General features: G+C 70.0%; 14 protein-coding genes and 2 pseudogenes. 3 read left to right on the top strand and 13 right to left on the bottom strand.

Features of this window, described 5'->3' with window-relative positions:
- Nucleotides 1–84: 84 nt before the first annotated feature.
- From ABH935_RS14590 to ABH935_RS14545, 10 genes and pseudogenes are all read right to left on the bottom strand, one after another.
- On the bottom strand, nucleotides 85–1,053 hold the full coding sequence (locus ABH935_RS14590) for an ABC transporter permease (protein WP_370378403.1): 969 nt from the start codon (nucleotides 1,051–1,053) through the stop codon (nucleotides 85–87).
- A 93-nt stretch (nucleotides 1,054–1,146) separates the two neighbouring features.
- Nucleotides 1,147–2,946 carry an ABC transporter family substrate-binding protein gene (locus ABH935_RS14585; protein WP_370378402.1) on the bottom strand — a complete coding sequence of 600 codons (1,800 nt, stop codon included), beginning with the start codon at nucleotides 2,944–2,946 and terminating at the stop codon, nucleotides 1,147–1,149.
- Nucleotides 2,947–3,189: 243 nt separating this feature from the next.
- Entirely contained in the window at nucleotides 3,190–4,185 is a 996-nt protein-coding gene (ilvC, locus tag ABH935_RS14580; protein ID WP_370378401.1) for a ketol-acid reductoisomerase, read from the bottom strand.
- A gap of 106 nt (nucleotides 4,186–4,291) precedes the next feature.
- Nucleotides 4,292–4,801 (bottom strand): annotated as a pseudogene (gene ilvN / locus ABH935_RS14575) (acetolactate synthase small subunit); the annotation flags it as partial.
- A 5-nt stretch (nucleotides 4,802–4,806) separates the two neighbouring features.
- Nucleotides 4,807–6,567, bottom strand: a complete 1,761-nt coding sequence (locus ABH935_RS14570; protein WP_370378400.1) for an acetolactate synthase large subunit — start codon at nucleotides 6,565–6,567, stop codon at nucleotides 4,807–4,809.
- A gap of 173 nt (nucleotides 6,568–6,740) precedes the next feature.
- Nucleotides 6,741–8,543: a diguanylate cyclase gene (locus ABH935_RS14565; protein ID WP_370378399.1), complete on the bottom strand. Its 1,803-nt coding sequence runs from the start codon at nucleotides 8,541–8,543 to the stop codon at nucleotides 6,741–6,743.
- 162 nt (nucleotides 8,544–8,705) lie between these two features.
- Nucleotides 8,706–10,304: a citramalate synthase gene (gene cimA, locus ABH935_RS14560; protein ID WP_370378398.1), complete on the bottom strand. Its 1,599-nt coding sequence runs from the start codon at nucleotides 10,302–10,304 to the stop codon at nucleotides 8,706–8,708.
- 232 nt (nucleotides 10,305–10,536) lie between these two features.
- On the bottom strand, nucleotides 10,537–11,808 hold the full coding sequence (locus ABH935_RS14555; RefSeq protein ID WP_370378397.1) for an MFS transporter: 1,272 nt from the start codon (nucleotides 11,806–11,808) through the stop codon (nucleotides 10,537–10,539).
- A gap of 78 nt (nucleotides 11,809–11,886) precedes the next feature.
- Nucleotides 11,887–13,002, bottom strand: a complete 1,116-nt coding sequence (locus ABH935_RS14550; protein ID WP_370378396.1) for a branched-chain amino acid aminotransferase — start codon at nucleotides 13,000–13,002, stop codon at nucleotides 11,887–11,889.
- A gap of 228 nt (nucleotides 13,003–13,230) precedes the next feature.
- The gene (locus tag ABH935_RS14545) at nucleotides 13,231–14,307 is read right to left on the bottom strand and encodes a 3-isopropylmalate dehydrogenase (RefSeq protein WP_370378395.1); all 1,077 of its coding nucleotides are present in this window, start codon (nucleotides 14,305–14,307) and stop codon (nucleotides 13,231–13,233) included.
- Between the two features lie 433 nt (nucleotides 14,308–14,740).
- Here ABH935_RS14545 and ABH935_RS14540 point away from each other — a divergent pair, with 433 nt between their 5' ends.
- On the top strand, nucleotides 14,741–15,577 hold the full coding sequence (locus ABH935_RS14540; RefSeq protein WP_370378394.1) for a class I SAM-dependent methyltransferase: 837 nt from the start codon (nucleotides 14,741–14,743) through the stop codon (nucleotides 15,575–15,577).
- Nucleotides 15,578–15,669: 92 nt separating this feature from the next.
- Here the strand turns inward: ABH935_RS14540 and serA are convergent, their stop codons facing one another.
- Nucleotides 15,670–17,262 (bottom strand): phosphoglycerate dehydrogenase, encoded by a 1,593-nt coding sequence (gene serA, locus ABH935_RS14535; RefSeq protein WP_370378505.1) that lies wholly within the window; start codon nucleotides 17,260–17,262, stop codon nucleotides 15,670–15,672.
- 237 nt (nucleotides 17,263–17,499) lie between these two features.
- Between serA and ABH935_RS14530 the strand changes: the two genes are divergently transcribed.
- Both ABH935_RS14530 and ABH935_RS14525 read left to right on the top strand, forming a co-directional pair.
- Nucleotides 17,500–18,654, top strand: coding sequence for an Mrp/NBP35 family ATP-binding protein (locus tag ABH935_RS14530; RefSeq protein WP_370378393.1), 1,155 nt, complete (start codon nucleotides 17,500–17,502; stop codon nucleotides 18,652–18,654).
- 69 nt (nucleotides 18,655–18,723) lie between these two features.
- On the top strand, nucleotides 18,724–19,734 hold the full coding sequence (locus ABH935_RS14525; protein WP_370378392.1) for an aminoglycoside phosphotransferase family protein: 1,011 nt from the start codon (nucleotides 18,724–18,726) through the stop codon (nucleotides 19,732–19,734).
- Nucleotides 19,735–19,888: 154 nt separating this feature from the next.
- On the opposite strand, the gene ABH935_RS14520 is transcribed toward ABH935_RS14525, so the two are convergent.
- Together ABH935_RS14520 and ABH935_RS14515 are read right to left on the bottom strand one after the other, a co-directional pair.
- Nucleotides 19,889–20,197: a hypothetical protein gene (locus ABH935_RS14520; protein ID WP_370378391.1), complete on the bottom strand. Its 309-nt coding sequence runs from the start codon at nucleotides 20,195–20,197 to the stop codon at nucleotides 19,889–19,891.
- Between the two features lie 77 nt (nucleotides 20,198–20,274).
- Nucleotides 20,275–20,535 (bottom strand): annotated as a pseudogene (locus ABH935_RS14515) (WhiB family transcriptional regulator); the annotation flags it as partial.
- Nucleotides 20,536–20,548 lie beyond the last annotated feature (13 nt).

Raw genomic sequence — 20,548 nt, 5'->3', positions numbered from 1 at the left:
CGCCGGGGGTCCCGGGCAGGTCCGGTTCCGCCGGTTCGTCGTTGACGTCCCGCGGCGGGATGTTGTCAGCCACGCTCATCCCTCCTAGGACAGCCGGATGCGGGGGTCGAGGACCGCGTAGAGCAGGTCCGCGATCAGGTTGAAGACGATCACCAGGGTCGCCGAGATCAGCAGCCAGGCCAGCACCGTGTTGGTGTCCTGGGTCTGGATGCCGTTGATGAACATCGTGCCCAGGCCCTGCCACTGGAAGATGCGCTCGGTGATCACCGTGCCGCCCATGATCGCCGCGACGTCCAGGGTCACCTGCGTGGTCATCGGGATCAGCGCGGTGCGCAGGCCGTGCCGCACCATGACCCGGCGCGGGGACAGGCCCTTGGCCCGGGCCAGCCGCATGTAGTCGCTGTTCAGCACGTCCAGCATCGACGCGCGCTGGAACCGGGCCCAGGTGGCGTACGAGCTCAGCGCCAGGGTGATGGTCGGCAGCAGCAGGAAGCCGAACCAGGACCCGACGCCGCCCCACTGCCCGCCGGGCGGGCCCAGGGTCTTGATGCTGGTGCCCAGCGAGTTGTTGATGTCGGTGGCCCAGATCTTCAGCAGGATCGCGAACCAGAACACCGGCAGCGACAGGAAGAAGAACCCGATCAGGGTCGCGACGTAGTCGGTGACGCTGTACTGCTTCACCGCGGTGATCACACCGACGATCACGGCCAGGATCAGCGCGATGATGATCGCGCAGATCACCAGCCGGAAGGTGACCCAGACCCGCCGGCTCAGCTCGGCGTTGATGTCGAACGCCGAACCCTGCACCGAGGGGCCGAAGTTCCCGTGGATCACCAGGTTCTTGATCCAGTTCCAGTACTGGACCAGCAGCCCGTGGTTCAGGCCGAGCGCCTTCTCGCGCGCGGCGACCTCGGCCGCCGACGGCGGCGGGTTCTTCGCCTTGAAGTCGCCCAGCGGGTCCGCACCCCAGGCGACCAGCAGGAAGACCAGGAACGTGGAAAGGATCAGGATCGGGATCGACACCAGCAGGCGGCGGATGGTGAAGGCGAGCATCTTTCGGGCCTTCTTCGGCTTAAGAGCGGACGGGACCGTAACTGCGCCGGCAGGGAGGCCGGGCGCGCTGAGCGCGCCCGGCGGTACTCTTGGCTACTTCTGGCCCCACTGCGCGATGTTGTATGTCGGCCCGATCTGCGTCGGGTTGTCACGCACGTTGCCCAGGGTGTTCTTGTACGCGATCATCGTCGGCTTCTGGTACAGCGGGAGCGTGTACGCGTCCTTGGTGATCTGCGCGTCGGCCTGGTTCAGGTCCTTCTCGCGGGCCGTCTGGTCCGGATTGACCGTGGCGTCGGCCAGCCACTTGTCCACGTTGGCGTTGCTGTAGTACCCGTAGTTGCTCTGCGGGGTGCCCTGCGGCGTGGTGGTGTACAGGGGCTGGTTCGCCGAGTTGGGGAACGGCGTGTCCACCCAGGCGAAGACGATGATGTCGTACTGGTGCTGGGCGTCGGCCTGGTTCAGCGTCTTGCCCAGGGCGTCGGTGGAGCTGACGTTGACCGTGATCCCGAGCTGCTTCATGGCCTGCGCGAACAGGTTGCAGGTGTCCTGGCGCAGCTGGTTGCCGACGGTGTAGCGCATGCTGAACGCCGGGACGGCCTTGCCGGTCGGGTCCACCAGCGCGGTGCCCACACCCTTGTATCCGGCCGAGGTCAGGATCTGCTTGGCCTTGTTCAGGTCGCCGGACTCCGGGTACATCGAGGACGTGTTGTCCTGGTAGCCGGGCTGGCCGGGCACCACCATGCGGTTGTTCAGCACCGCCGCGGCGCTGTCGAACTGCTTGATGGTGCGGTTCAGCAGGCCCAGCCGGTCGAAGGCGGTGAACATCGCCTGGCGCAGCGCGACCTTGGCCGGCTCGGTCTGGTCGGCGTTGGCCGGGCCGCCGAAGGCGGTGTTGCGCAGGTTCAGGTCGATGTGCTCCCAGACCAGCCCCTGGTTGATGTGGTAGTCCACGCCGGAGATGCTCTTGACCCGGTTCACCAGGTCCAGCTGCGGCTGCGGGTAGATGCCGTCCACCTCGCCGTTGGCCAGCGCGGTCGGCTCCTGCGAGGAGTCGGTGATCGCGCGGAAGTCGACCTCGTCCAGGTTGGCCGGCTTGCCGTAGTACTGCGGGTTCTTGATCGTCTTGATCAGGCTCTTGTCGGCCGAGACGCCGCCGGGCGGAATCTCGAACGGGCCGCCGGAGACGGTCGGCGGGTTCGTGTCCAGCCAGGTGAAGGAGGCCGCGACGTCGCCGTGCTGCTTGGCGATGTGCGAGGGCAGGATCGAGGTGAACAGGCTCTTCCAGTCCGAGAACGGCTGGTTCTGCTTGAAGGTGACGGTCACCGTCTTGCCGTTGTTGCTGCCCTCCACCGAGGCCACGTCGCTGTAGCCGGTGGTGCTGGCCACGTCGACGTTCGGGTTGGTGCCGTTCTGCGCCTGCCACAGGTAGATGAAGTCGTCGGCGGTGATCTCGGTGCCGTCGGACCACTTCGCGTTCGGCTGGATCTGGTAGACGATCTTCTGCGGCGCGGTCGCGGTCGCGTTGGTGACCACCGGGTCGCCGGCCATCAGGTCGGTGTTCAGCACCAGCGAGTAGTCCGGCTGCGGGACGTAGACGTCCGGGTAGATGCCGTTGGTGGTCTGCGCGTAGTCGAACGTGTTGCCCAGCGAGGTGAGCGGGTTCCAGTCCTGGACCGTCTTCTCGATGGTCCAGGTGATCTTCCCGCCCTGTTTGACCGTCGCGGCGTTGACCGAGTTGCGCTGTGCGATGGGGGTGCCCGTGCCCGAACCCGAGCCCGTCCCGGAGTTCGATCCCCCGCTGCTCTTGCTGCTGCTGCACGCGGTGGCGGCCAACGCCACCGCGGCCGCGATCGCCCCGGTCTGCAGCGCGAGTGTCCTCCTGCTGACGCCCATCTTTCTCCTCCTGTCGGGACACACGATGCGAACGCGCTGCTGGGAGCGCGTTCGCCACTCTATTCCCGACAAAGGGGGCATTCAGTGTGAGCATGCCAAAAGAGTGACAGATGGTGATCAAGGGCGAAGCAGAGCACGAAGGGCCGGCGCCGCACACGCGTGCGACACCGGCCCCTGACAGCCCCGCGCCGCACGCGGAAAGCGAGCGGCGCCGATCCGTCCCGGCGGATCAGTCCCGGCGGATCAGTCCTCGCGGATCCAGGACATCATCGAGCGCAGCTTCTTGCCGGTCTCGGTGATCGGGTGCGCGGCCTCGGCCTCGACGTACTTCTTGTAGTTCGGCAGGCCGGCGTCGTACTCGGCGATCCAGTTCTCGGCGAAGGTGCCGTCCTGGATCTCGGTGAGCACCTGCTTCATGGTGGCCTTGGTCTGGTCGTTGACGATGCGCGGACCGGTGACGTAGTCGCCCCACTCGGCGGTCTCGGAGACCGACCAGCGCATCTTCTCCAGGCCCCCCTCGTACATCAGGTCGACGATGAGCTTGAGCTCGTGCAGGCACTCGAAGTAGGCCACCTCCGGCTGGTAGCCGGCCTCGACCAGGGTCTCGAACCCGGCCTTGACCAGCGCCGAGGCGCCGCCGCAGAGCACCGCCTGCTCGCCGAACAGGTCGGTCTCGGTCTCCTCGGTGAAGGTGGTCTTGATGACCCCGGCCCGGGTGCCGCCGATGCCCTTGGCGTAGGACAGCGCGAGCTCGGTGGCGTTGCCGGTGGCGTCCTGCTCCACGGCGATCAGACACGGCACGCCGCGGCCCTCGACGAACTGCCGGCGCACCAGGTGGCCGGGGCCCTTGGGGGCGACCATGCAGACGTCGACGCCGGCCGGGGGCTTGATCAGGCCGTAGCGGATGTTCAGGCCGTGGCCGAAGAAGATCGCGTCGCCCTCGGCCAGGTTCGGCTCGACGGCCTCGGCGTAGACCTTGCGCTGCACCGGGTCCGGCACCAGGATCATGATCACGTCGGCCTCTTCACAGGCCTCGAACGGGGTCACGACCCGCAGCCCGGCCTCCTCGGCGGCCTGGCGGGACTTGGACCCCTCGTGCAGACCCACCCGCACGTCCACGCCGGAGTCACGCAGGGACAGCGCGTGTGCGTGGCCCTGGGAGCCGTAACCCAGAACCGCGACGCTGCGGCCCTGGATGATGCTCAGGTCCGCGTCGTCGTCGTAGTACATCTCAGCCATGGTGGTCGCTCATTTGCTTTCTGTGGGTGCGGTTGTGGTTGTCCCGGGAGCCGTTGGCAGCGTGGGCGTGGTTGCCCTCGTGGTGCGCCCGGACGTCCTCGGGGGTGATGCCGCGCAGCGGCCGGTCGGCGATCGAGCGGGAGCCGCGGCCGATGGCCACCATCCCGGACTGCACCAGCTCCTTGATCCCGAAGGGCTCCAGGACCCGCAGCAGCGCCTCGATCTTCTCGCTGTCCCCGGTGGCCTCGACGGTCACGGCGTCGACGGCCACGTCGACGATCTTGGCACGGAACAGCTGCACCGTGGCCAGCACCTCGGCGCGGGTCTCCTGGTCGCAGCGCACCTTGACCAGCAGCAGCTCGCGCTGCACGCTGGCGGCCGGCTCCAGCTCGACGATCTTCAGCACGTTGACCAGCTTGTTGAGCTGCTTGGTGACCTGCTCCAGCGGATGGTCCTCGACCGTGACCACCAACGTGATGCGGGAGACGTCCTCGTGCTCGGTCGGCCCGACCGCCAGCGACTCGATGTTGAAGTCGCGGCGGGCGAACAGGCCGGCGACCCTGGTCAGGACACCGGGCTTGTTCTCGACCAGGACGGACAGCGTGTGTCGTGACATGGTCCTCATTCCTCCCCATCACCGAAGTCGGGCCGGACGTCCTGGGCAGCCAGGATTTCATCATTCGACACGCCCGAGGGGACCATCGGCCACACCATCGCGTCCCGGTGCACGACGAAGTCCACGACCACCGGCGCGTCGTCGATCTCCATCGCCCTCTCGATCGTCTTGTCCAGGTCGTCCGGGGACTCGCAGCGCAGGCCGACACAGCCGTAGGCCTCGGCCAGCTTCACGAAGTCCGGGATCCGGCGCGAGTCCAGGTCGGTGTTGGAGTAACGCTTGCCGTAGAACAGGGTCTGCCACTGCCGGACCATGCCCAGGCTGCCGTTGTTGATCACGGCCACCTTGATCGGGATGTCGTTGATGGCGCAGGTGGCCAGCTCCTGGTTGGTCATCTGGAAGCAGCCGTCGCCGTCGATCGCCCAGACCGTGGAGTCCGGCATGCCGACCTTGGCGCCCATCGCGGCCGGGACCGCGTAGCCCATGGTCCCGGCGCCGCCGGAGTTCAGCCAGGTGTACGGGTTCTCATACGAGATGAACTGCGAGGCCCACATCTGGTGCTGGCCCACGCCGGCGGCGAAGATCGTCTCCGGCCCGGAGATCCGGCCCAGCCGCTCGATCACCTGCTGCGGCGCCAGCGAGCCGTCGCCGGGGCGCTCGTAGCCCAGCGGGTAGGTCTTGCGCCAGCCGTTGAGCTGCTCCCACCAGCCGGCGTAGTCGCCGCGCCGGCCGGTCGCGTGCTCGGCCTGGACCGCGACCACCAGATCGGCGATCACCTCGCGGCAGTCGCCGACGATCGGCACGTCGGCGGTGCGGTTCTTGGAGATCTCGGCCGGGTCGATGTCGGCGTGCACGATCTTGGCGTTCGGGGCGAAGCTGGACAGCTTGCCGGTCACCCGGTCGTCGAAGCGGGTGCCCAGCGCGACGATCAGGTCGGCCTTCTGCAGCGCGGTCACCGCCGCGACCGTGCCGTGCATGCCGGGCATGCCCAGGTGCAGCGGGTGGCTGTCGGGGAAGGCGCCGCGCGCCATCAGGGTGGTGACGACCGGGGCCTCGGTCAGCTCGGCCAGCACCCGCAACTCGGTCGTGGCCCGGGCCTTGAGCACGCCGCCGCCGATGTACAGCACCGGCCGCTTGGCCTCGGTGAGCATCCGGGCCGCCTCGCGCACCTGCTTGGCGTGCGGCTTGGAGACCGGGCGGTAGCCGGGCAGGTCCATCTCGACCGGCCAGGAGAAGTCGGTGGCGGACTGCAGCGCGTCCTTGGTGACGTCGATCAGCACCGGGCCGGGGCGGCCGGTGGAGGCGATGTGGAAGGCCTCGGCGACGGTGCGCGCGATCTCGTCGGCCCGGGAGACCAGGAAGCTGTGCTTGGTGATCGGCAGCGTGATGCCGACGATGTCCGCCTCCTGGAAGGCGTCGGTGCCGATGTGCGTGCTGGCCACCTGGCCGGTGATCGCGACCATCGGGACCGAGTCCATGTGCGCGTCGGCGATCGGGGTGACCAGGTTGGTGGCGCCGGGACCGGAGGTCGCCATGCAGACCCCGACCTTGCCGGTGGCCTGCGCGTAGCCGGTGGCCGCGTGCCCCGCGCCCTGCTCGTGGCGGACCAGGATGTGCCGCAGCCGGGTGGAGTCCAGCAACGGGTCGTAGGCCGGGAGGATCGCGCCGCCGGGGATGCCGAAGACGGTGTCGACCCCGCTCTCCTCCAGCGACCGGATCAACGAGGCGGCGCCGGAGATCGCCTGCTGATCGCTGCGGTCTGTCATGACTTTCTCTTCTCTGAAGACTCGTACTGGGCCAACAAAAAACCCCCGGAGCCGAAAGGCTCAACGAGGGGAGGCGCGTGGCTGGCTTAAGGTCAGCCCACGCGCCTGGCAAGTACGAGAATCGACTGTCGTGTCGTCATGGTCGTTACCCTCCTCCTCGCCCCTTCCCTGTGTCAAGCATTGATCGGAGCGGTCTCGCCATGCGAAATGGCCCAGGTGGCCGCGAGCGGTTCGGCGACCACCCGGTTCCGGCCCCCGGTCTTGGCCCGGTACATCGCGGCGTCCGCGCGCCGGAGCAGGTTGGACGCCGTGCCGCCGGGCTCGGAGAACGCCACGCCGATCGACGCGCCGAGGCAGTGCGCCAGCCCCTCGATGCGGTACTCCTCACACAGCCGGCCGCGGATCCGCTCGGCGACGCCCAGCGCGCCACTGACGGTGGTGCCGACCTCCAGCACGATCACGAACTCGTCGCCGCCGAAGCGCGCCACGGTGTCCCCGACCCGCAGCGAGCCGGAGATCCGGCCGGCCGCCTCGACCAGCACTCGGTCGCCGGTCTCGTGGCCGACGGAGTCGTTGACGCCCTTGAAGCCGTCCAGGTCCAGGAAGATCACCGCGACCGGCTCCCACTCGGCCTGCCGCTGGGTCAGCGCGTGCTCCAGCCGGTCGGTGAGCAGCGCGCGGTTGGCCAGGCCGGTGAGCGCGTCGTGGTAGGCGTGGTGCTGCAGGGTCGCGGCCGCGCGGCGCAGGTCCTCGGTCAGGCGCTGGTTCTCGAACAGCGTCAGCGCCTGCCGGGCGACCAGCGCGACCAGCACCGCGGCGCCGGCGATCAGCACCACCGGGTCCATGCGGCGCCCGGTGTCCAGGCCGTCGGCCAGCACGCCGCCCAGGCTGAAGGCGCCGGCCAGGTACGGCAGTATCCCGCGCACCGTCCGCAGCAGCGAGGCCCAGCGGGACGGCGAGTCGATGAAGCGCGTGCCGGAGCCGATGCCGCGCGCGGCGGGGACGTCCGGGGCCGCCAGCGTGAGCGCGACCTCGCGGCCGGTGGCGGCGTCGCAGTCGTGCAGGCCGATCGAGCAGCCGGCCCCGCACTGGTGCATCAGACCCGCGGCGTCCGCCCCGCCGGCCGCGCCGCGGCCGATCCGCTCCGGCCGCCAGCCGTCGCCGTACCAGGCCGCCACCGCGATCACCAGGTAGCCGGCGAACCAGCCGGTGTCCAGGATGCCGCCGGACCGGTAGCCGTCCCGCACCGCGGGCATGGTGAAGATCGAGTCGCAGACCACGATCATCAGGTAGCCGACCCGCACCCCGGTGCCGATCCCGCCCCGCTCCCCCGGCGTGCGCGCCCGCAGCGCCAGCAGCAGGCTGACCAACACCAGGTCGAAGGCCGGATAGCCGAGGACCAGAAAGGTCCGCACCGGGGAGTCCACCCGCTCGATGGCCAGCGCCAGCGCCAGCACCCAGGCCACCACGAACAGCGAGCCGGCCACCAGCGTGGTGTCCAGCAGCAGCCGGACCCGCACCGACAGGCTGACCTGCTCGCCGTGCGCGGTGACGAAGGCGGCCAGGGCCAGCGGCCCGAAGAACAGGAACGACCAGTCGGCCGCCGACGGGCTCGGCGGCGCGACGTCCAGGACCAGCTCGTACCAGGCCCACACCGCGTTCCCGACCGCCGCGGCCAGGCAGGACAGCCCGGCCAGCAGCCAGGAGTAGCAGCGGAAGCAGGCCATCCGGTAGAAGCGCACCATCAGGACCGTGCGATGCATGCACGCCGCCGCCGCGAGACCCGCGGCGGCGGCCAGACCCGCGTCGCCCATCAGGGCCGGGACCGCGCCGGCGGGACCGACCAGGGACACGGACGCGTGCGCGGCGATCAGAACGGCGGCGGCCGTATAGCCCGGCGGCACGCCGTGGATGCGCGCCCCGGGCAGCAGCCGCATGTGCAGGGCCGGAATCGGCCCTCGCCTGTCCAGTCCCATGGCAGTGCGTCACCAACCCTCGCTGACTTCCGACGGAAGGCTGACTCTAGGGCACTGACCCCTTACGCACCGTCATATTAGCGGGAGATAACCGAGATGAGAGCGCGAATCATCACCGATCGGGTCAATAGCCTGCCTTTCGGAGGACTTATGAAGGCCTCTTCAGAGCACTGTCTCACCGTTGGCGAGCAGACCAAAGGTCACCGCGTCGACGAGTGCCTGCCAGGACGCCGTGATGACGTTCTCGTCCACGCCGACCGTCGACCATTCCGTGCTGCCGTCCGAAGTGGTGATCAACACCCTGGTACGGGAGGCCGTGCCGTGGTCGCCGGTCAGGATCCGCACCTTGTAGTCCATCAGCTCCAGACCCGCCAGCGCCGGGTAGGCGGCGGCCAGCGCGGTGCGCAGCGCCGTGTCCAGGGCGTTGACCGGGCCGTTGCCCTCGCCGGCGGCGAGCACCTCCTCGTCCTTGACCCTCAGCTTCACCGTCGCCTGGTTGACCACCGCGCCGTCGGCCAGCTGCTCGGCGAAGGTGCGCCAGGAGAGCACCTCGAAGAAGCGCACCGGCGCGCCGGCGAGCTCGCCGCGCAGCAGCAGCTCGAAGCTGGCGTCGGCGGCCTCGAAGGAGTAGCCGTGCGCCTCCAGCTCCTTGACCCGGTTGGTCACCCGGCCCAGCGTGTCGGGGTCCGCGGACAGGTCGAAGCCCAGCTCGCGGCCCTTGAGCTCGATCGAGGCCCGGCCGGCCATCTCCGAGACCAGCATCCGCATGTCGTTGCCGACCAGCTGCGGGTCGATGTGCTGGTACAGGTCGGGGTCGACGCGGACCGCCGAGGCGTGCAGCCCGGCCTTGTGCGCGAAGGCCGACAGCCCGACGTAGGGGGCCTGCGGGTTCGGCGCCAGGTTGGTGACCTCCGCGACCGCGTGCGCGATCCGGGTCATCTCGGCCAGCCCGGACGGCGGGATCACCTCGCGGCCCAGCTTGAGCTGCAGGTTGGCGACCACGCTGAACAGGTTGGCGTTGCCGGAGCGCTCGCCGTAGCCGTTGGCGGTGCCCTGCACGTGGGTCGCGCCGGCGTCGACGGCGGCCAGCGCGTTGGCCACCGCGCAGGCGGCGTCGTCGTGGGTGTGGATACCGATCCGGGTGCCGGTGGCCTCGCGCACCTCGTGCACGATGTCCGCGAGCTGCGCCGGCAGCATGCCGCCGTTGGTGTCGCAGAGCACGACCACGTCCGCCCCGGCCTCGGCCGCGGTGCGCAGGCACTCCAGGGCGTAGGCCCGGTCGGCCAGGTAGCCGTCGAAGAAGTGCTCGGCGTCCAGGAACACCCGGCGGCCCTCGGCCCGCAGGTGCTCGACGGTGTCCCGGATCATCGCCAGGTTCTCCTCCAAGGTGGTCCGGAGCGCCAGGTCGACATGCCGGACATGGCTTTTGGCCACCAGCGTGACGATCGGCGCCCCGGACTCCCGCAGCGCGGCCACCAGCGGGTCGTCGGCGGCCTTCACGCCGGTCCGGCGGGTTTTGCCGAACGCGGCGAGCTGCGCGTGCTTCAGGTCGAGCTCTGTTTGAGCCCGCCGGAAGAACTCCGTGTCCTTCGGGACGGCCCCGGGCCAGCCGCCCTCGATGAAGCCGACGCCCAAGGAGTCCAGGTGCCGGGCGATCGTGAGCTTGTCCGCGACGGCGAGGGTCAGGCCCTCCTGCTGGCTGCCGTCGCGCAGGGTGGTGTCGTAGACGTGGAAGGACTCGTAGTCGCCTTGTGCGGACATGCCCGGGACTCCTCGGCTGTGCAGGCTTCAAGATGAAACAGAAAAAACAGGCTGTGCTCTTGTCCAAAAACAAAAAGGCCCCCCGTGGGAATCCACGAGAGGTCTGCGCGCTGGCGGTGGGCAGTGGGTTATCGCTGCTCCGGTGCCGGCGCGCACGCCGTAATGATCTGCGGCTGACGCTGCATGGCATCAACACTGCCACAACTCCTTGTGGCTGGGACAGTGCGTCTCGTCATACGGGATCGGGTGTCGTCGGCACATCCCGCATGCGCCGCAGCGGCGAGAAGAAGACCCAGGCCACGGCCGCGTAGCTGCCGGTCACCGCGATCCACAATGTGGGCCGCAGCCCGAACCAGGTGCCGACCAGACCGCCGAGCAACGCGCCCACCGGCATGGTGCCCCAGACGATGAACCGGACGCTGGCGTTCATCCGCCCGAGCAGCGCGTGCGGGGTGATCGCCTGCCGGTAGGAGACCTGCGCGACGTTGTAGACGACCGCCATCATCCCGAAGAACGCCAGGCCGGCGCCGTAAAGCAGCACGCCCCACCCCGGCGTCGCCAGCGGCGCCAGGAACGCCGGGACCCCCAGCACCAGCGGCGCCAGCCAGATGATCCGGGCGCTGCCGAAGCGCTTGGCCGACGGGCCGGCGGCGACGCCGCCGACCATCCCGCCGACCGCGGCGAGGGTCAGCAGCAGGCCGACGCCGCTCGCCTTGAGATGCAGCACCCGGACCATGAAGGGCATCTCCACGGCGAGCATCATCGAGCTGAACAGGTTGCTGGTGCCGGTGCAGGCGACGACCTTGCGCAGGATCCGGTGCTTGACGACGAAGCGCAGACCCTCCCTGATGTCGTCCCTGATCCGTCGTTCTTCATGACCGGGATGCGGAGGCGGCTCCGGCGTCCGGATCAGCAGCAGCGACAGCGCGGACAGGCCGTAGCTGGCCGCGTCGGCGATCAGCGCCCGCGCCGCACCGAGCGCCCCGACCAGCACGCCGCCCAGCGACGGCCCGGCGAACTGCGCGAAGGACTGCGTGACGCCGAGCTTGCCGTTGCCGTCGACCAGGTCTTCCCGCTCCAACAGGGTCGGCAGATAGCTCTGGTAGGCGACGTCGAAGAACACCGTCAGCACGCCGGCCAGCAGCGCGACGATCAGCAGGTGGAGGTAGGTCAGGTGCATCCCGGGCAGCGTCGCCAGCGGCACCGAGGCCATCAGCAGCAGCCGGCCCAGGTCGCACCACATCATCAGCCGGTGCTTCGCGGCCCGGTCCACCATGGCTCCGGCCGGCAGTGCGACCAGCAGGAACGGCACCGTGCTCATCGCAGTGAGCAGGCCGACCTGGAAGGTGCTGGCGTCCAGCAGGACCACGGCGGCCAGCGGCAGCGCCAGCACGGTGATCGAGCTGCCGATCTCGCTGACCGACTGCCCGCCCCACAGCAGCAGGAAGTCGCGGTGGCGCCACAACGAACGGCGGGGCGCGGAGTCGGTCAGAGTCTGTGTCACCTTTAAAGGCTGTGTCACTCCCCGACCTTCTCGCGCGCCCCGCTCGGTTTCAACCGAACAGCGGCGAAAACCCCACCGCTAGGCGATCTTGCGCAGCCAGTGGTGCAGGTCGGGGGCCTTGCCGGTCTGGATGTCGAGCAGCGCCTCGCGGATCTTCAGCGTCACCGGGCCCGGCTCGCCGTTCCCGATGGTGAACTCGCCGTCCTTGCCCTTGACCTTGCCCAGCGGGGTCACCACGGCCGCGGTGCCGCAGCCGAACACCTCGGTGATCTCCCCGGACGCCACGCCGTCGCGCCACTGCTCGACCGAGATGGTGCCCTCCTCGGCCGGGATGCCGAGGTCGGCCGCCACCTTGAGCAGCGAGTCGCGGGTGATGCCGGGCAGCAGCGAGCCGGTCAGGGCCGGCGTCATCAGCCGCGCGTCGGCGCCCTGGCCGTAGACGAAGTAGAGGTTGTTGCTGCCCATCTCCTCGACGTACTTGTGCTCGAAGCCGTCGAGCCACACCACCTGGTCGCAGCCCTGCTCCACGGCCTGGGCCTGGGCCAGGAAGCTGGCCGCGTAGTTGCCGCCGCACTTGGCCTCGCCGGTGCCGCCCTTGACCGCGCGCACGTAGTCCTCGGACAGCCACACCGTCACCGGCTTGACGCCGCCGGCGAAGTAGGAGCCGGCGGGGCCGGCGATCAGCATGAACAGGTACTCCTTGCTCGGCGAGTTCACGCCGAGGCCGACCTGCGTGGCGAACATGAAGGGGCGCAGGTACAGGCTGCGGCCCTCACCCTCGGGCACCCACTCGCGGTCGGTGCTGACCAGTGCGTCGATCGCGGCCAGGAACAAGTCCTCGGGCAGCTCCGGCATCGCCATCCGGGCGGCGCTGCGGTTGAAGCGCGCGGCGTTGGCGTCGGGGCGGAAGGAGACGATCTGGCCGTCGTCGGTCCGGAACGCCTTCAGGCCCTCGAAGATCTCCTGGCCGTAGTGCAGGACAGAGGCCGCCGGGTCCAGGCTCACCGGGCCGTAGGCCTCCAGGACGGCGTCGTGCCAGCCCTCGCCCTCGGTGTAGCGGATCGTGACCATGTGGTCGGAGAAGATCTGGCCGAACCCGCCGACCGCCTTCAGCGCCTCGCGCTCTTCGACGGGTTTGGGGGTGCTGCTCGGCCTCAGTTCGATGGCCAGTGTCGACAACAATTCAGATGACATCTCGCGCGTCCTCCTTGACGGCCTCGACGGCCAGCTCTGGCCCGGTGCAGCCGAGGTGCGCAGCTCGCAGCGCCCCTCCCAGGGAAAATCCCATTATCTGAGACCGTACCCCAGGAGCGGGGCGAGGCATACCTCGGCTCACGCCCTGGCGCGGGCGTGACGCAAACCGGCCTGGCATCCTTCTGCCGCCAGGCCGGTCTCCGGGTGTGGATGTATTACAGCGGCGTGTTACAAACCGGCGGCCTTGGCCGCCAGCGCGTCGCCGATCTCGGAGGTCGTCCGCGGCGCGGTCTGCGTGGCGCGCTCGGTGAGGTCGGCCTCGACGGCCGCCTCGATCCGGCGCGCGGACTCGGTCAGGGCCGGGCTGGCCTTGGTCCGTCCGAGGTGGTCCAGGAGCAGGGCGGCGGAGAGTACCGCGGCGGTCGGATCCGCCTTGCCCTGCCCCGCGATGTCCGGCGCCGAGCCGTGTACGGGCTCGAACATCGACGGGAACGTGCCGGTGACGTCCAGGTTCCCGGAGGCCGCCAGCCCGATGCCGCCGGTGACCGCGGCGGCGAGGTCGGTGATGATGTCGCCGAACAGGTTGTCGGTGACGATCACGTCGAACCGCTCCGGCTGGGTGGCCAGGAAGATGGTCGCGGCGTCGACGTGCAGGTAGTCGGTGGCCACCTCGGGGAACTCCGCGGCGACCTCGGTGAAGATCCGGCTCCACAGGGAGCCGGCGAAGACCAGCACGTTGGTCTTGTGGACCAGCGTCAGCTTCTTGCGCGGCCGGGCCTGGGCCCGGGCGAAGGCGTCGCGCACCACGCGCTCGACGCCGTAGGCGGTGTTCAGGCTGACCTCGGTGGCCACCTCGTGCACCGTGCCCTTGCGGATAGTCCCGCCGTTGCCGGTGTACGGCCCCTCGGTGCCCTCGCGGACCACGACGAAGTCGACCGCGCCGGGCTCCTTCAGCGGACCCGGTACGCCCGGGAACAGGCGCGAGGGCCGCAGGTTGACGTGGTGGTCGAACGCGAAGCGCAGCTTGAGCAGCAGCCCGCGCTCCAGCACGCCGGAGGGCACGCTCGGGTCGCCGATCGCGCCGAGCAGGATCGCGTCGTAGCCCTTGAGCTCTTCGAGCACCTCGTCCGGAAGCGTCTCGCCGGTGGCGTGGTAGCGGCGGGCCCCGAGGTCGTACTCGGTGCCCTCCACCTTCACGTCCTGCGGCAGCGCGGCCTGCAGGACCTTCAGGGCCTCGGCGGTGACCTCGACGCCGATGCCGTCGCCGGGGATCACGGCCAGCCGGATGGAAGAGGGTGCTGTCATGGTCCTACGGTAGACCGTGTCTCGATGGGCAAGCTGCGAGCGTTCGCTATCTGGACAGCGAGCCTCAGCGGCTGCGCCGGTCCAGCGCCTGCTGCAGCGCTTCGCGGGCGGCCGCGGCCGCCTCGGAGGACGCGGCGGAGGTGTGACGGGGACGGCGGGTGCGGGTCATGGCGGACTCCAGACAGACGCGAGATGCGGAATTGTCGTCGTAATGGGGAGGACGACTCCGAAGGGGTGCCGGAGTACAGCTGAGAATCGACTACCGCGGTAAGGGTGGCCTGCGGCGCTAGGAAAACACTAGGACATCCGACTAAATCTTGTCTGCGTCGCGGGCGGATGTTCTTACGATGTGAGACCACCGCGAAGCGCCCCACTCCGTCCCCGTTCGCCGCCGGAGTGCCGCTTCGGCCCCGCGGGCGAAGAATCGGGAGCTATGAGCCAGGCCTCCGCGCACAGCCACGGCACCCGCGCGCACCAGCCCGAACAGTCCCGCGAACGCTACGGCGACCGCCTCTTCCGCCCGGAGCGCCTGACCACGGAGCTCCCCCGCCTGTCGGCCCTCGCGGCGATGTACGACGACCACACCTTCCGCTGCCTGAAGGCCCTCGGCGTGTCCCCCGGATGGCGGTGTCTGGACGTCGGCACGGGCCCGGGCCACGTGGCCCGCCGACTGGCCGCGGCCGTGGCCCCGGAGGGCACCGTGACGGCGCTGGACCGCAGCACGCGGATGCTGCGGACCTACGCGAACCCCTCGAACCTCGAAGCCCTGGAGGCCGACGCTCTGGAGGTCGAACCGGGCCGGTTCGACCTCGTGCACTGTCGCGTCATGCTGATGCACACCCCGCAGCGCGCCGCCCTGCTGGCCCGCCTGGCCTCCTGGGTCCGTCCCGGCGGCTGGCTGATGGTCGGCGACGACGTGGACTTCGCCACCCACTCCTCGGCGCACCAGGCGCTCCGTCAGGCCTTCACCGCGATGCGCCGCATGCTGAACACCACCATCGGCACCGACTTCCACTTCGCCCGCGACTACCCGGGCCGGCTGCGCGAACTGGGCCTGACCGACATCGGCGTGGACGCCGCGACCCCGGTGCTGCGCGCCGGCGCCGCGGCGAACGAATTCTGGCTGCGGACCTGGGACCAGCTGTGGCCGCGGATGGAACTGGACGAGGCGGTGTACCGGGAAGCGCGCCGGCTGTTGCAGGATCCTGAGGTGGTGGACCTGTCGCTGACGCACATCACGGCTTGGGGGCGGCGGCCGCGCACGGGCTGAGGCGCCGAAACGCGAGTGGCCCCGCCGGTTCGGCGGGGCCACTCGCGTCAGTCACATCAGTGCGTCAGTCCTCAGCGAACCGCGCGCGGTGCTCAGTTCTCCAGCGAGATGCTGTGCACCGCCGTCGCGCCGATGGCGGCCTTGATCTCCTCCAGCAGCCCGGCCGGCACCACCGAGTCGACGGTCAGCGCGACCAGCGCCTCGCCGCCCTTGGCGGCGCGGGCGACCTGCATGCCGCCGATGTTGATGCCCGCGGCGCCCAGGACGCCGCCGAGCTGGCCGACCACGCCGGGGCGGTCGGTGTAGCGCAGGAAGAGCAGGTGCTCGGCGATGGTGACGTCGAGCTGGAAGCCGTCCACCTCGACGATCTTCTCGATCAGGCGGGGGCCGGTGACGGTGCCGGAGACCGAGACCACCGAGCCGTCGGCCAGGACGCCGCGGACCGTGGTCATGTTGCGGTAGTCCGGGCTGTCCGAGCTGGTGGTCAGGCGCACTTCCATACCGCGCTCGGTGGCCAGCAGCGGGGCGTTCACGTAGGACACCGAGTGCTCGACCACGTCGGCGAAGACGCCCTTGAGCGCGGCCAGCTCCAGCACCTTCACGTCGTGCTGGGTGATCTCGCCGCGGACGATCACGTCCAGCTGGGTCGGCGCGGCGCCGGCCAGGGCGGTGAACACCCGGCCCAGGCGCTCGGCCAGCGGCAGACCGGGGCGCACGTCCTCGGCGATGGTGCCGCCCTGCACGTTCACCGCGTCCGGGACCAGCTCTCCGGCCAGCGCCAGGCGCACCGACTTGGCCACGGCGATGCCGGCCTTCTCCTGGGCCTCGTCCGTGGAGGCGCCCAGGTGCGGGGTCACGACGACCTGGTCCAGGTCGAACAGCGGGGACTCGGTGCACGGCTCGGTGACGAACACGTCCACGCCGGCGCCGCCGACCCGGCCCTCCTTGATCGCGATGGCCAGCGCGGCCTCGTCCACGATGCCGCCGCGGGCCGCGTTGATGATCCGCACGCCCGGCTTCACCTTGGTCAGCGCCTCCTCGCCGATGAGCCCGAGGGTCTCCGGGGTCTTCGGCAGGTGCACGGTGATGAAGTCGGACTCGGCCAGCAGCTCGTCCAGGCTCACGACCTTCGCGCCGAGCTGCCCGGCCCGGGCCGGCTGCACGTACGGGTCGTAGGCCAGCAGCCGCACGCCGAACGGCGCCAGCCGCTGCGCGACCAGCTGCCCGATCCGGCCGAAGCCGACGATGCCGACGACCTTCTCGTCCAGCTCCACGCCGGTGAACTTGCTGCGCTCCCACTTGCCCGACTTCAACGAGGCGTTGGCCTTGGGGATGTGCCGCGCGGTGGCCAGCAGCAGCGCGATCGCCAGTTCGGCGGCCGAGGTGATGTTCGAGGTGGGGGCGTTCACCACCATGACGCCGGCCTTGGTGGCGGCGCCGACGTCGACGTTGTCCAGCCCCACGCCGGCCCGGGCGACCACCTTCAGCTTGCCGGCCACGGCCAGCGCCTCGGCGTTCACCTGGGTCGCGGAGCGGACCAGCAGGGCGTCGGCCCCGGGCAGCGCGGCGAGCAGGTCGGCGCGGTCGGCGCCGTTGCAGTGCCGGATCTCGAAATCGGGGCCGAGCGCGTCGACCGTGGCCGGCGACAGTTCCTCGGCGATCAGGACGACGGGTTTCTCGGACACCACAGGCTTCGTCACGACAGCTCTTCCTTCTCGCAGGTCAGGAGTGAATTCGCCCGGATTCCACGACGCTGTGATGTGGGCTGTACGCGATTCAATATAGCCCTTGGGTGGTGCCTCTCACGTCTGTCGCCGCGTAATGAGACGGGGTGTCGGTTGTACAGAATGGAGTGTTGTGCGTGACGCAGCGCATACAGGGCGGCCGCCGACGCCGCGCTGGGAAGACGTAGCATCGTGTGCATGAGTATCACCGTCGAGCACGGGATCACCGAGGACGCCATCCACAAGGCGCTCTCGCGTGTCCAGGACCCTGAGATCCACCGGTCGATCACCGAACTGGACATGGTGAAAGAGGTCCACGTCGCCGCCGACGGCGCCGTCCAGGTGGCCATCTTCCTCACGGTCGCCGGCTGTCCCATGAAGGACCGGCTGACCAACGACATCAAGCGCGAGGTCGGCACGATCTCCGGCGTCACCGCCGTCGAGGTCGAGCTGGACGTGATGAGCTCCGAGCAGCGCGACGCGCTCAAGACCAAGCTGCGCGGCGGCCAGGTCGACCGGGAGATCCCGTTCGCCCAGCCCGGCAGCCTGACCCGGGTCTACGCGATCGCCTCCGGCAAGGGCGGCGTCGGCAAGTCCTCGGTGACCGTGAACCTGGCCGCGGCGCTGGTCGCGAAGGGTCTGAAGGTGGGCGTCGTGGACGCCGACATCTACGGCCACTCGATCCCGCGCATGCTCGGCGTGACCGAGCCCCCGACCCCGATCGACGACATGATCCTGGCGCCGACCGCGCCCTCGGGCGTGAAGGTCATCTCCATCGGCATGTTCACCCCGGGCAACTCCCCGGTGGTGTGGCGCGGCCCGATGCTGCACCGCGCGATCCAGCAGTTCCTGGCCGACGTCTACTGGGGCGACCTGGACGTGCTCCTGCTGGACCTGCCCCCGGGCACCGGCGACATCGCCATCTCGGTGGCCCAGCTGGTCCCGAACGCGGAGATCCTGGTGGTCACCACCCCGCAGCAGGCCGCCGCCGAGGTGGCCGAGCGGGCCGGCACCATCGCGGTGCAGACCCGCCAGCGCATCACCGGCGTGATCGAGAACATGTCCTGGATGCCCTGCCCGCACTGCGGCGAGCAGGTGGACGTCTTCGGCAGCGGCGGCGGCGAGACCGTGGCCGAGGCGCTGACCCGGGCCACCGGCACCAAGGTCCCGGTGCTCGGCCAGATCCCGATCGACGTGCGGCTGCGCGAGGGCGGGGACAACGGCCAGCCGCTGACCGCCTCGGACCCGGAGTCGCCGGCGGCGCAGGTGCTCATCGGGATCGCGGACAAGATCGCCACCCGGAGCCGCGGGCTGGTGGGGATGTCGCTGGGCGTCTCGCCGGTGCGGAAGTAGGCGGAAGCAGCTCGGCGGCTCGCAGAACTCGGCGACTCGCAGAACGCTGAGTGCGTGCCACGATGAGGCATGCGCTCAGCACCTCCTCTCGGCGACGAACTGACCGCCCGCCTCGGCAGCCCGAAGCGGGTGCGATCCCTGGCCAGCAGCCCGCGCTCGGAGGTCTGGCGCGCCACGCTCGACGGCACGCCGGCGGTGATCAAGCAGCTCGTCGCGGGCCCCGGTGCGCAGGAGCGCTTTGCCCACGAGGTCGCGGCGCTTCAGGCCGCGTCGGCCGTGCGACCGGCAGTGGTGCCGCAGCTCCTGGGCACCGATCCGGCCGAGCGCGTGCTGGTGACGGAGTACATCGAGGAACAAAAACCCGCCGCGGACTGGGTCATCGGCTACGCGGCGGCACTGGGCCGCTTGCACAGCACACCGACCGAGGGTGTTGATCTGCCGACCTGGTCCGGGCCGACGACCGCGGACATCGAGGCGTTCCAGAAGCTGGCCGCATGGCTCGGCACGCCGGCCGCGGACACGGTCGGCACCGAACTCGACGCCATGTTGACCCGGCTCGCGACCCGCTCCGCGCGCGCAGATCTGCTACACGGCGACCCCTGCCCGGCCAACGACCTGCACACCCCGAACGGGGTCCGCTTCGTCGACTTCGAGCAGGCCGCGCTTGGCGACGGCACCGTCGAGCTGGCCTACCTCCGCATCGCTTTTCCGACCTGCTGGTGCGCGACCGCGCAGCCGCCGGAGCTGATCGCCGAAGCCGAGGCGGCCTACGCCGCGGCCACCGGCCGCACGATCGACGAGCACGAACTCGCCGACGCCTGCGCGGGCTGGACGATCCGCGGCGACGCCCTGGTCCAGCGTGCCCACCGCGAGACGACGGACCACCTCGCGCGGCTGACCGTCGAGGACTGGACGTGGTGGACGGTCAGCGCCCGCGACCGGCTAGCGTACCGGCTCGGCGTCGTCGGCAGGCTCGGCGAGGGACCACTCCGCGAGACGGCACAGCTCGCCGAGCGGATGCGCGCGGCGATGCTCCAACGCTGGCCCGGGTTGCGGCCCCTGCCGACGACGCGGCCCTGACAACAGGCATTGCTCCAGAAACGCCCGAGAGCGGGTCTCAGAAACCTGAGACCCGCTCTCGCCATGTGTCCGCACCGCCGGAAGGACCCCCGATCCCGCCGGCGGCAGCCGGGTAACCGTTTGCGCGGCTTGCGCCTCCGGTACCGGTGTTCCGTCAGTTCAGGAACATCCCGGCGAGCGTCCGGCGCGCACGGCGCCCGCTCTCCCGGCGCAAACGACTCGCCTCTCGCAGCAGCCGCTGGCGGTCAGCCTGGTCGCGCAGCTCCTGTGATCGGTATCGTGCGGCTTCTTCGTATTGGAATAGCATCTTGAAACTCCTTGTGGGATCGCCGGTCTCGGCGGTCGCTGAAATCTGTCTCGGGTACTGCTGGAACTGCGTGTCCTGCTGGGCCTGCTGCGGGCTCGCGGCACGGCGGCCGGGGTTCTGCAGCATGCGCTGACGCGGAAGACCGTGGACGCTCATGCCGGGATCGCGACCTTCTTGGCGGCCTCGACCGCGGCGGCGGCCTCGGCGGCGATCTGGGCCTCGACCAGGGCGGCGTCCTTGCGGGGACGCCCACGCGGCCGCTTGCGGGCCACGATCACACCCTGGACGAAGAGCTCACCGCCCCAGACCCCCCACGGCTCGCGGCGCTCCAGAGCGCCGGCCAGGCAGGCGGCCTTCACCGGGCACTCGACGCAGATCGCCTTGGCGAACTCGACGTCGGCCGGGGTCTCGGCGAAGAACACCTCGGGGTCGTAAGCCCGGCAGGGCAGGGTGGTGTCGGTCTGCTCGACGACCGTGTCGAACACGTTCTGCACTGTGAGTCACCTC

The organism is Catenulispora sp. GAS73 (assembly GCF_041262085.1).
In the GTDB taxonomy this organism is placed as follows: Bacteria; Actinomycetota; Actinomycetes; order Streptomycetales; family Catenulisporaceae; genus Catenulispora.
Note: the sequence above shows the minus strand (reverse complement) of the source record. Positions and strands in the feature narration are given on the sequence as shown.